Annotated in this window: 15 protein-coding genes; 10 read left to right on the top strand and 5 right to left on the bottom strand. The window is 34.0% G+C overall.

Annotated features, from left to right (window positions below; genetic code table 11):
• Positions 1-366: 366 nt before the first annotated feature.
• Both M3225_RS28430 and M3225_RS28425 read right to left on the bottom strand, forming a co-directional pair.
• Positions 367-1,047 (bottom strand): gamma carbonic anhydrase family protein, encoded by a 681-nt coding sequence (locus tag M3225_RS28430; protein WP_251400655.1) that lies wholly within the window; start codon positions 1,045-1,047, stop codon positions 367-369.
• Positions 1,048-1,176: 129 nt separating this feature from the next.
• Entirely contained in the window at positions 1,177-1,557 is a 381-nt protein-coding gene (locus tag M3225_RS28425) for a hypothetical protein (protein WP_251400653.1), read from the bottom strand.
• Positions 1,558-2,673: 1,116 nt separating this feature from the next.
• Here M3225_RS28425 and M3225_RS28420 point away from each other — a divergent pair.
• Positions 2,674-3,186: a spore coat protein gene (locus M3225_RS28420; protein ID WP_251400651.1), complete on the top strand. Its 513-nt coding sequence runs from the start codon at positions 2,674-2,676 to the stop codon at positions 3,184-3,186.
• A 317-nt stretch (positions 3,187-3,503) separates the two neighbouring features.
• Here M3225_RS28420 and M3225_RS28415 read toward each other — a convergent pair whose 3' ends face one another.
• Positions 3,504-3,773 carry a hypothetical protein gene (locus M3225_RS28415; RefSeq protein WP_251400649.1) on the bottom strand — a complete coding sequence of 90 codons (270 nt, stop codon included), beginning with the start codon at positions 3,771-3,773 and terminating at the stop codon, positions 3,504-3,506.
• A 599-nt stretch (positions 3,774-4,372) separates the two neighbouring features.
• Between M3225_RS28415 and M3225_RS28410 the strand changes: the two genes are divergently transcribed.
• The 9 genes from M3225_RS28410 to M3225_RS28370 all read left to right on the top strand — a co-directional run bounded on the left by M3225_RS28410 (position 4,373) and on the right by M3225_RS28370 (position 9,883).
• Positions 4,373-4,744, top strand: a complete 372-nt coding sequence (locus M3225_RS28410) for a hypothetical protein (protein ID WP_251400647.1) — start codon at positions 4,373-4,375, stop codon at positions 4,742-4,744.
• Positions 4,745-5,367: 623 nt separating this feature from the next.
• On the top strand, positions 5,368-5,529 hold the full coding sequence (locus tag M3225_RS28405) for a hypothetical protein (protein ID WP_251400646.1): 162 nt from the start codon (positions 5,368-5,370) through the stop codon (positions 5,527-5,529).
• A gap of 101 nt (positions 5,530-5,630) precedes the next feature.
• The gene (locus M3225_RS28400; protein ID WP_251400645.1) at positions 5,631-5,918 is read left to right on the top strand and encodes a LuxR C-terminal-related transcriptional regulator; all 288 of its coding nucleotides are present in this window, start codon (positions 5,631-5,633) and stop codon (positions 5,916-5,918) included.
• A gap of 372 nt (positions 5,919-6,290) precedes the next feature.
• The gene (locus tag M3225_RS28395) at positions 6,291-6,548 is read left to right on the top strand and encodes a hypothetical protein (RefSeq protein ID WP_074898697.1); all 258 of its coding nucleotides are present in this window, start codon (positions 6,291-6,293) and stop codon (positions 6,546-6,548) included.
• Complete coding sequence (locus M3225_RS28390; protein ID WP_251400644.1) at positions 6,548-6,970, top strand: hypothetical protein; 423 nt, start codon at positions 6,548-6,550, stop codon at positions 6,968-6,970. The genes M3225_RS28395 and M3225_RS28390 overlap by 1 nt, the downstream gene beginning before the upstream one ends.
• Before the next feature lie 69 nt (positions 6,971-7,039).
• Positions 7,040-7,447 (top strand): hypothetical protein, encoded by a 408-nt coding sequence (locus tag M3225_RS28385; RefSeq protein ID WP_251400643.1) that lies wholly within the window; start codon positions 7,040-7,042, stop codon positions 7,445-7,447.
• A 180-nt stretch (positions 7,448-7,627) separates the two neighbouring features.
• A complete protein-coding gene (locus tag M3225_RS28380; RefSeq protein WP_251400642.1) occupies positions 7,628-8,278 on the top strand; it encodes a MarR family transcriptional regulator in 651 nt (216 codons plus the stop codon).
• Positions 8,279-8,744: 466 nt separating this feature from the next.
• Entirely contained in the window at positions 8,745-9,299 is a 555-nt protein-coding gene (locus tag M3225_RS29855; RefSeq protein WP_251400641.1) for a DUF3967 domain-containing protein, read from the top strand.
• Between the two features lie 23 nt (positions 9,300-9,322).
• On the top strand, positions 9,323-9,883 hold the full coding sequence (locus tag M3225_RS28370; RefSeq protein ID WP_251400640.1) for a hypothetical protein: 561 nt from the start codon (positions 9,323-9,325) through the stop codon (positions 9,881-9,883).
• Between the two features lie 108 nt (positions 9,884-9,991).
• On the opposite strand, the gene M3225_RS28365 is transcribed toward M3225_RS28370, so the two are convergent.
• Both M3225_RS28365 and M3225_RS28360 read right to left on the bottom strand, forming a co-directional pair.
• The gene (locus tag M3225_RS28365) at positions 9,992-10,861 is read right to left on the bottom strand and encodes a hypothetical protein (RefSeq protein ID WP_251400638.1); all 870 of its coding nucleotides are present in this window, start codon (positions 10,859-10,861) and stop codon (positions 9,992-9,994) included.
• Between the two features lie 485 nt (positions 10,862-11,346).
• A complete protein-coding gene (locus tag M3225_RS28360; protein ID WP_251400636.1) occupies positions 11,347-11,520 on the bottom strand; it encodes a hypothetical protein in 174 nt (57 codons plus the stop codon).
• Positions 11,521-11,992: the final 472 nt, after the last annotated feature.

Raw genomic sequence — 11,992 nt, 5'->3', positions numbered from 1 at the left:
TAGCATATGTATAAAAGGTGCGCTTTTTATACATTTTTCTGCTACTTAAGCCTTGGATAATCAGCGTTATATCAAGGATGTATAAAAAGCTGCATACTCCGGAAAAAGAACCCTCGGCGGAACCGTTCTGCGACAAGGGTTCTTTTTTGGGTTGTGTTCCGGAAAGAGGTATTATGTAAACTAATTTTGTATAACGTATACAGCATAAAAAGAGAAAAAACTCCTGCAGGTTGGTCAGGAGTTTTTTCTGCTACATAAATGCATCACATCAGGTTAACGCCTCACGGCATCTTGAGTAGTTTGCTCTGTTAATAATGTTTTATTCATAAAGCCTAACTAGCCTAGAGGATTACTTTTCGATAATTTTCATTGATTATAAGGCATTCCACAAGAACAACGATGTGCACCAAACAATAAGTTATAAGATGCAGGAAATTCTTGATTTACACGTTGTACTTCTCGTGCAAATTCTTTACCATCTTCCGGAACTCGGCGGAGAGCATTTGCTTTTTCTTGTGTGTCTATGTTAGCTCCAGGCGGAACAAATCTATTTGCTGCAATACGTACACCATTTGTTACTACTGCATTGTATGCAATAAATGTTCCTTCTCCAATAATTGCGTTATAAACAATTGATTTAAAACCAACAAATGTGTTATCTCCTATATAACAAGGACCATGTATGAGAGCGCCATGGGCAATACTTACTTTCTTTCCGATAAAGATTGAATATCTTTTACCGCCAACAGGAACGTATTTGTTCAATAAACCATGTAAAATAACTCCGTCTTGCAGATTTGTGTTTGAACCGATATAAAATGGAGTTCCCTCATCGGCACGAATGCTCACATTGGGAGCTATATATACATTATCTTTAATTCTGACATCACCTATTACACTAGAAAATGGGCTTATGAAAGCTGTTTTATCAATTTTAGGATAACGCTGAATCGGATTGAATGAGGTAATAGGGTTTGGGCTGATAAAGGGAGCAAACGAAGCATTATGATTACTATAATTCCTTTTTGCTTTTTTTCTTTCGTTCAAGAAAACATCTCCTTTCATAAAAGATACTTGTACTAGTAGAATATGCAGCTTAATGAAAAGAGCTTGGACATGGTCAAATATAGAAAAAGCCGTTGAAATTCATTATGTAAACTTGAAATAAATAGAATCTTAAAAAGGTTTCCCTCGAAACTTTCCCCATTTAAGAAACATATTTAAAGTACAACATTCTGAGCCTTGAGCTTGAGCAGGCATACTCAATAAAATTCCATCTGGGTTGTACTTAACTGTTACAGGTGTACTTATTCCTATCGATTTAATTAAACTGTCAACCTTCATTTGGTTTCCATCCTGAGCTGCTGTCATCAAGCTATGAGAAAAATTTGGATCAGCAAACATTTTAAGTAAAGTACTGGATTCCAGAGCAAGTTTTTGAAGGGAACTTACCGAATGACCGAAAATAGCAGTATCAACTGGTGGATATTGTTGTTGTGGTGGTTGACGATTCATTTGGGATTGAAGATATGGATAGTAATATTGGTGATAATACATAAAACACCTCCCTATTTTACATAGTTAGTTATTTTTATGTATTCTTCTCATTGTCGGTGACTCAGTGTGCCTATATGGAAGTATGTGGACATGTCGTTTTGAGTACCGAGAACATCCATTATGGTGCGACAAGAAGTCGCTTTTATATAGTGTGGCTTATGCCACTGGTTTAGACGCAAAAACTATCCCCGTCCAAAACTGCGGGCCTGGTAACGGGCTCGTGGGTTGCATGCGGAAATGCGGAAACAGAGAGTCAGTGCACGACTCGGAACACTGCTAGGGGAAGATGAGTATGGTGAACATTAGTGAAGGTTTGTAAGCTTCGTCAGTGTTAGCTCAGGATAGTGTACAGATTTGCCTGGGTATTGGTAAGAGGAAAAGCAGATTCATAATGCTGCTGTGACGCGTCCCGTATCTTGCCCGGAGTAAAGAACCCACCTAACCTCGTCGTATCTATAAGATGCGGAACTTGGTAAGCCCTTTGTCATCTGTGTAAACAGTAGGATGACTGTAAAGTCAAACGATGTGATAGAGGGTATAGGATACGAGAGAAAGCGAATGCCGTTACCTCGAAAGAGAACAGGAAAGCAGGAAACTGTATAACTGGACGGATACTATCGTCCTTACGGACAAACCTATGATAGGCCCGAAAGGGAGCTGACTTCTCGTTGGTCTCTCGTAGGAACATAAGGTTGTGGCTATCTTCTGACGAAAGAAACGTACTGTTATGTGTACCTCCATTTGGAGCGTCGGCGTATGTTTTACTTACCGTTATGGTGTGTGATGAGGATACGACAGCAAATGGACCTGCAATGGGAGGCTTGAGCCGATGTGTCTTGAAAGGGACTCGCACGGTTCTTAGGGGAGGCAGGGGCAGTGATGCCCCTAACTTACCCGACTAAACTAATTTTGTATATCGTATACAGCATAAAAAGAGAAAAAACTCCTGCAGGTTGGTCAGGAGTTTTTTCTGCTACATAAATGCATCACATCAGGTTAACGCCTCACGGCATCTTGAGTAGTTTGCTCAACATATAAAATTTTATTCTTATAGGACAATTATCTAACGTAATCCTGCATGAGTATAGTAATTCATAACATGAAAGGAGTATGGATATGAATTATCAACCTTACGGAGATGGACAAAACTATCAGCAATTAGCTTGGCATGAAACCCTTGAATTACATGAACTGGTTGCTTTTCAAGCTAATAGCTTAATTCAATTTAAAAAAGCTATAAAAAAAGTTCAAGATGGAGAACTTAAGAACTTATATTTAGAAGCTATTGAAGGAATACAAGGAAATCTTAACGAGTTGCTTTCGTTTTATAATTATGGTCCTTATCCTGAAGACCACTATGAAATGAGAAGTGACGAGGCAGCTTTTTTTTCAGGCAGTTTATTAGGTTTTACAAAAACATCCGTTCGTTCTTATGCTATCGCTATTACAGAAACAGCTACTCCAGCGCTACATGAGACATTTAATCGTCATTTACAAAAAGCAATTAATTTACACTATAAAGTCTTTACTTATATGTATCGAAGAGGATACTATTCATCTTACGATCTCACAAAGCTTCGTATGAATGACGTTAAAAGCGCAAAAAAAGCATTAAATATGCCTTATTAAGAAGGCATAAAATAAAAAGTGCTTAGAAAACATAAATCATTCCCGATAAAATCCATTATGTTAACTAGTTTTGTATATGGTATACGACATACTATTTTTATAGGCAAGTTACCTCAAGATAAATTAATGGATATATTATACAAAATAATGCTAAAAATGACTGTCGACTTTTTTCGATAGCCTCAACGGCCTTTAGTAAGGCGGTTTTGTTTTTGTTCCATCTTCAACTAACGCTCTGTCATTTGGAGCAATTGCTCTAAAAAGAACATACGAATATAGGGAATTTAGGATAAACTTGATGTAAACAAGGAGAGATTTTATGAATGGATTTTCAATAAGTCCCCGTATTGATCCACTACTTGAACTTGGAAAGGTACATTGGTGGCCGCCAAATGTATTCTGGCCACAGTTATATCAACCTTTTTTGGGGCCGCCAATCCCGCAGATGTGGCCAGCTTATCTGCCAACTCAACCTCTTTTTGGGCCTGTTCAGTTCCAACCGCAACAGCAGTCTCTTTTTGGGCCTCTTCAGTCCCATCCGCAACAGAAGTCTCTTTTGCATCCTCTTCAGTTCCATCCGCTGCCAACTACCCACAGGTATAATCCCGGACAATTTTATTATCCAGGAACCCATTCACATGGCAACTGTGGTTCAATATATTAAGGTTGAAAAAAAGGAGTGCATCTCGCACTCCTTTCAGTTTGTAGACAAAGTCTAAAAATTGGTCTAGTGTACAAGTCTTTTTGGTATAATGGAGGTAATGATTAAAGTTTTGTGGAGAATCTTTCAATGTTATCGAAACGTACAGATAATATCAAGATTCTATCAAGTTTTTATTATGTATGTTTTTCATATAAAATCTATTAAAAACTTATTTTAATTTTGATGTAAACTCCAAAAAGATTTTATTGATGATTATTTGGAAAACAAAAAAACTCTCACTGAAGATATAGTCTTTTTTTTACCTATGAAGTCTATTATGTTAACTAACTTTACATATCGTATTCATAAAACAGATCAATGAATATAATGTAATTTGTACTCTTAGAATCATCCGTCTTTCTAAGAATACACCTTTTTAACAATATCTATCTAAATACAAAAAACATTAGCTAAGGCTTAGCCAATGTTTTTTGTATTTGTTGGGTCTTTTATTTTATCTATTATGCGTAATGTCCATCTTTTATGATTACCGATGATGAGGAGGCATTGGAGAGGTTGGGGTTGGCTGCGGAACTTGTGGGAAATATATGGGTGGTGGAACTATTGGAATTAATTGTGGACCTATTTGGATTTGGGGTTGGAGTTGTACAGGTTCAGGTTGAGGGAAGAATGATGGTTTTGGATATATGGGTATCATATGTTGCATCCACTGTTGTATCATCCCCGTTCCATAGAATGGAATTTGAGATTGAGGTACTGTCCCATGAAATACAGGAGGTCGAGGTGAAGGCGTATATTGCAGAAAAGGGTCACCACCTGAAAGAGGTGCAATTATTGGTGGAAAAGGGAAACGCAATTGTTGAAATTCGTAAGGAATCAAAGGTTTCATTCTGAATATCTCCTAATTTGTTTTTTGAACCTAGAAAATTAACAAGTAATAAGGTCAATCATTTTTAAGTCAAGACCAGTTGGTTGCCAGAAAGATCCATTCCGAATATAACCCGCAATTCCGTTTTGATCAACGTAATAAGGATAGAACCAAAAGCCTCTAGATCCTCCTGTTGGCCAAATGTAAGCTATTTTAAAAAGACATTGATTAACGGAAATAGAGGGAACATAACCGAATGTTCCTGGGGGAAGACCAGTTCCTGGCTTTTGTGGGATAGTTGCAGGTGGTGCACTTACAGGTGGAGGTGGGTGGAGTAGCGCCTTGAGAAATAGTTCCAGGACTCCCTGGCGATGTTCCCGGGCCAAAAATATTCCATGGGCCTTGACGATAATAGTGTGGATACAATAAAGTCACCTCTTAAAAATAAAATTTAATAATATCTATTAATTTTATATTTTTATGTGTTTTTAGCATGCTTTGAAGCATGTACTTTTAAAATAGGTTTATAAAGACTAATGTGAGAGATTTGAATTTTTCCAATGACATAGTTGACTGTGGTAATTATATCCTTTAAACTAAAATAAAAGCAACGTTGCCACTTAAATACGTTGCTTGAAAGGAAGAGCATATGAGCAAAGTTAAAAAGGGAAATCGTCGGCTTACTTGTGATATTCCAGAAGAGTTGCATAAGGAATTACGCTTTCTAGCTGTCGAGCATGACACCAGTATCACGAAATATGTGAAGGCTATTTTAGAAGAACATGTAGAGAAGGTTAGAAAAAAAGAGTAAAAAGAAAGGGCACTTCCTCTGCAAAGGAAGTACCCCCATGTGAAAACATATACAAGTTAATTGTAACATGGGTTACCCTCAAAAAGTAGAAGGGTCTGATCGTGGATCAAACTGAAAAATTGTTAATGGGTATCGAAAACATTTTAAGTTTGGCTTCTGATTTAGTACAAGAAGTAGATCGCCTCAAACAGTTTGAGGAAGAATGTAAAATACTCAAAGAGAAAATCTTTTTAAAACAATTTACGTCATCCGAACAAGACGTGTTTGCTCTTGCACTTGATGGTCATTCCATAGTTGAAATGCAGGACATTCTTTTTAAAGAAGAGAGCACAATTAAGAATCAAAGACGCAACATTCTACAAAAATTAAACGTTTCTTCGATGAAATAAGCAATCGATTTTTATAAAAAAACTACCCAGACTTCTTCTCAAAACTTCACGAATTATCATCAAGAAATATTTCAAAAACTCGTTAAAACTTCATAAAAGTTGAGGGGACTTAAAGGGGACAGTAGGTCAACAAGTACGAAAAAGTGCCAAAATTGATGTCAACACTAGGTCAACATTAGGCGTTTTTCTACTCTTTAGGTCAACAGCAGGTCGACAGACTGGAAGTTTTCGTGGGATCACTTTTTTTGAGGTGAAAACGTTGTTTTACTGGGCTTTGCCCAGCATATCACAGCCATGTGATATCAAAAACCCCTTATGCTCTTCTCTACTCGTACTGGAAATTTTGCAATTTGATAAAAAAGGAATGATTTCATGGATATCTTTTTACGAAATATTGATCCGGTTGCTATGCAAAAAGTTGATGAACTAGCGAAAGAAAATGGGATGTCTCGCCAAAAGTTTTTGAAAGAACAATTCGAAGTATTAGCTTTTTTTGATGAGCAAGTAGCAAGAGAAAAAAGATTAGAAGCGATCATTGATCAGAACATCGAAATGATGAAACAATGTGCGATATCAATTGAAAAGATGAATGATATTATCTATGAACTGATGGGAGATGTGGAGGAGTAATGGAAACACAACGACGTATGATTACACTTGATAAAGAAACGGATCAATACATCCAAGATTATATGGCTGAACATAAACTTCGTTTCCCAGGAGAAGCGATTATGGATATCTGTAAAAAGTATCGAGAAGAAAAAAAGAAAGAATGGTCGTTAGACTATATTACGGAAACCGTTAGTGAAAATCTTCATGGTGTATTAAAAGATGAACTTAAAAAAATTCGATTAGGAACAAATAGTGCAGATAAAAACACACAAATTCTTATCGAATTCATGAATGGATTGTATTTCCACCATGGCTATGAGGGGATTATGACAACCGATCTTCTAGAATTAGAAGAAACTAAACTTGCCAAAAAAGTTGTAGGGGAACGGATTGTGAATCAACGACAAAAACGGTTGGATAAGGAGTACCCTAAAAGCTAAAATAGCCTTTAAGGCTAGCTAGGTAGGCTTAAGCCTACTTTTCCTTTTAGTAAACGAGGTGAATATAGTTTGATATGTAGTTATTGTGGGACAGAAGAATTAGAAGAAAGCTGCTCTTTTTGTGGGGCTAGTTTAAATATAAAAAGACCGAAACTAAAAGAATTTGTGGTCTTAGAGGACGTTGAGAAGCCTTTTAATGAACTTGCATGCTTTCATACGTATGATTTGTTAGTTTTGCTGCGTTTGGTACGTAAAGAACGGACAAAGGCTTATGACTTAATGCTAACGCTTAAAAAGGCTGGTAAGAGTCCTCAAATTAACCAAGCAATGGTAAACTATTCAGAAGAGCAATATGGGCTTTATACGAAGCGTATGAAGGTTATAGAAGGTATTTTAATAGACAGGATGGGATATAAGCCTCAACGAGTAGATGATAAATTGTTAGCGAAATTAGCTGAAAGACTACGAAAAGAGTAGAAAAAGAGGGAAATTATTGATAGTGTTGAATGTAGTATAAAATGAGAAAAACCGCCCATGCTTTGGTCGGCTCGGCGGTTTCTCGAATACAGAAAGGGAATAGGTCCCTTATAAACATATTTATGTATACATATTCTATCATAAGGGACTGATTCCTGCCACTTAAGGAGAGGAATTAGTTTGAAAAAAAATAACATATTAAATTTTGAACAAGCAGAAAAAAATGCAAGATTAAGAGATATTGATTTAGAAAGAAAGCAAATAGAACAATTAAAAGGTTTTTCTCAAGACCAAGTTAATCAAGTACTTAATATGATGAAACAAGTTACTGGAGATGATTACTTTTTCGGTAAAAAGAAGAAACCTTCTGATAAAGTGAGGTTTACGCAAATGATTAATGAGAATATTGAGTATCTAATAAAGATTAGGTATATCACGGACTCAGAGCAAGCATTTTTATTTAAAGTTTCGGCTTATTTAGAATTTAAAACTAATGTACTTATTGAAAAGTCTTTAGAAGGAATGGATATTCAAAATTCTGCTACACCTAGTTATTTTGCAGAGCAGTTTGGTAAAACAAGAGAAAACATTTCTAGGACTATGAATAGTCTTTTAAAAAAAGGAATTTTAGGTGTTGCTGAAGCTGGAATGACTACTGAAGAAGGTCGTACATGTTCTTCAAGAACTTGGTTTGTAAATCCAAATATTATTTGTTGCTCTCCAAAAGATGGAGTAGATAAGGCGACTCAACATATCTTTAAACGATCACTTCGTAATTTTAGAGTGAAAGATGATAAAAAGAAACATAATCTACCTGTTTATTTATTTTAAGTACACAAATTTGTGTACTTTTTTCTTATTTACATTAATTAGGTGTGAAAAAAAAATCACACAGGTGTGAAAAAAAAATCACACCCTTACCCTTATAATCGTTGATATAACAACATTATTGTACTTATCCTTTCTCACTCTATATTTAATAACAATTCGCTATTAGAATTGCAAGGATCTTTTTATATTTTTTTCGTTCAAAGAATTAGCCATAAAGGCTAAGAGACCGCCTTAAGGCGGATCAGTTATTATATATAATTCATGTTTTGTTTTATCTTTAAAGAAGAACGCTATATAGGAACGGCGTTCCTTTCTATATTTTGAGAGGACGGGCAACGTTCTAAGCTCGAACGTATTGATTTAGCAAGTTTCAATCTATCTTAAAGTTTAGTATTATATTCTTAATAAAATTTATTTAAAAATAGAGAACGGTAACTATAACGCCGTGATCACGGAGGGATAAAGCGTGGATAAAACTGATAAGGCTTATACTCCTAAAGAAGTTAATTCTTTGTTAGATGTATCAGAAAGTACAGCAAGAAAATGGTGTATATCTTTAGAGAAAAAAGGATATATGTTTATTAGAAATGATAGAAACCAACGTCTTTTTACAGAACATGATCTTGTGGCTTTAAAGAAATTTCAAGCTTTATTAAAAGAGACTAATATGCCAATGGATAACGCGGCGGATATTATAATATCAAGGTTTGGTAAAGGTACGTTCGAGGATCGAACGCTATCCGTTCCTGAAGAATCTAATGAAGAACGCCGTTCTTTGCAGCGTTCGGAAGAAACGATAGACAAACTTATGAAGCATATTGAAACACAAGAAGAATATATGAGAAAGCAAGATAAATTCAATCAGGATTTATTGAAGCGTTTAGATCAGCAAGAAAAATACATACTGTCTAGCATAGAGGAACGAGATAAATCTTTAACTAATTCTCTTAGAGAAATGCAGCAAACTCAAAAATTAATTGCAGCTTCTCAAGAAAAAAAGTGGTGGGAGTTTTGGAAATAAAATAATATTATAGGAGGATCTTCTTGAAAGACTTTGTTGATTTTATGAATCAATTAAAGCCATTTATACCATTTGGTAGTTCCATATTAGGAGCTATAGTTGGTGGCTTTATTACATATAATGTATTTGAAAAGAAAAAAATAAGGGAAAAACGTTTGGAATCCTTATTTGAATTAATAGCATTAACTCAAAAAACTTCAGTTAAAGCAAATAATATTTGTTCTGATTTTAAAAAACATTTATATAAAGAGGAAATTGATGACGAACTTAGAACAGTACAAAAAAAATTTGTTGACTTTATGTCTAATGATATTTATGAAATTGATATAGAAATGCCCTCACTAGCTATTCATATAAACACTGAAGTTCTTAATCAAGTAATTAATTGTCTTGAAGAAATCAAAAAAAGATCTAAAAAAATTGAATCTGATCCTAAATATAACAACTATTTTAAAAGCTATATTGAAGGAAGAATAGCTTTTTTAACTAATTTGGAAAAGAAATTGGATAAAACATCATATTTTTTAAGAGATCAAGCTAGTAAATATTCTCAGAAATATATGTCTAAATATATTAGAGAATAGATAAGACAAATTCGTAAATAACGTCGAGATTTTTCTAATAATTATATAAAGTAAAAATAGCAAAGACCACCCATTACAATATATTTTATAAGGTGGTCTTTGCTATTTTTAACGATTTTTTATTGATTTTAATTTATTATCTGGCTGTTCTAGTACTTCAACTTTTTCTTTTTCTGGAAATGGTGCTAATGAATCTTTTATTTCAATTGGAAGTAGTTCTCTTGTTGTACTTGAGATTTGGGCTGAGTTATAAGGATTTCTCGAGATCCAGTTCATAAATTTTGTACTTAATGATAGGAGCCACTTCTTTTTATTTAAGTATTCAACTTGAACTTTTAACATTTCAACTTCTTTATGGAGTTTTTCTTGTTGTTCTTCTAATTCTTCTTCTGTATTAGTTTCCTTAAGGTTTTCTTGTAGAATTTTTTCTAATTGATTTAATTTCTCTTTTAATTGATTTCCTTCTTCTTTAGAGAAAAATAAATCCCCATTATCATTAGCCTGTTGATCAATAATTTTTTCTATTTCTTCTAACTTTTCTTGGTGAGAAGTAACTTGTCTCCATAACGGTGCACTTTCTAGTTCTTCGCGTAGGTTAGAAAGCCATTGTGTAATAATAGTAAAGTAATCCTCCATTTTCACTTTAGAAATTTCATTTGTAAATAAAATAGTGCCAGGGGTATATTCTACCGATATTTGAGGGGTTTTAGTTTTTTGTATTAGGTTGACTCCTGCATATGACTCTTTTGTTTTTTCCATCATTGTTAATTCTGTCTTAAAATAATATGACACGTCGTAAGTATAACTTATTAAAAGTACAATTGTATCTTCATCTATACTATCGAAAGGCTGAGAGTCTTTATCTATAGTATCCATTTTAGAATATTGTTTAATATAAAAATCTTCTGTCGAAAAACCTTCATTTTCAAGTTGTTTTCTAACTTTGTGCAAAAATTTTTGATTAAGTTCATTCTTCATGTTTAACACTCCTTGTCTTTATAGGTAAAATATAACACGAAATTAATAATGGATTATATATAAATGTTATTATTGGCTTGTCTTAACAATTAGATTTGTACTTAAATGTTATAGTTCTGTTTATTAAGGTACATGTGGACGTACTCAAAAGGAGAATAAAAGGTAGGAACATTGTTTGGAAAGACCATAAGATTTCGTATATAATTTGAAAAAAGTTCACAACCAGTGAACTTTTATGGCATAATATTAATCACAGAAGTTTATTCCTGTGAGGAATGTTTAAACTTTGGTTTGAACATTAATAAATTATAAAATAAAAGAAACGAATGACCCACTCATCCGTTTCCTTTTAAAAATTTCTATGGTGTTTAGTTTTTGGTACAAGTCATCCTAAACATTAATAGTAAAACAATCTAGTTTTTGAAAGAGCTACATTGAGTTTTGCCGGCCCGATGTAGCAAGGGAAACTATCTTAATTTTGCCGATTAGGATAGTTTTTTTGTTTCTTTCTTTTCTTTTTCTTGCTTATTTAGGTTAAGGTTTAAATTGAAATTTAAGCCACCTAATAAAGGTAATAGAATTACGAAGCTGCTTTGTGACAATTCATTTAGATCTTTTACTAAGTTTAGAAAAGTATTAATTTGGTCCAATAATTCCATATCATTGCCTCCTTTCTATGTTCAAGGAGACCGATGAACCAAAAAACTTAATCTAGATGTTATAAATATACTATATCCGACAATTGAGTAGGTTAGCAAGCTATGTTTTCTTCATATAGCCCTCTATTTGTGTAATTAATATGTAGAATAATATGTAAATCGTTCGACTTATTTCGACAAATAAAATTGTATTTATAACATTTGATTTTATAAATAAAAAGCAACCTCGGCATTGGCAAGCGAGGTTGCTTTTTCGCAGGGCTTAAACGTATAACAAGTAACGAAAAGATAACTGCGAATTAATAATATCATAATTTTTCCATAAAGACTATTTTTTGAGTGCTATAGCATATGTATAAAAGGTGCGCTTTTTATACATTTTTCTGCTACTTAAGCCTTGGATAATCAGCGTTATATCAAGGATGTATAAAAAGCTGCATACTCCGGAAAAAGAACCCTCGGCGGAACCGTT

This window comes from Priestia aryabhattai, from assembly GCF_023715685.1.
Taxonomy (GTDB): domain Bacteria; phylum Bacillota; class Bacilli; order Bacillales; family Bacillaceae_H; genus Priestia; species Priestia aryabhattai_B.
This window is presented reverse-complemented; position numbering and strand designations above follow the sequence as displayed.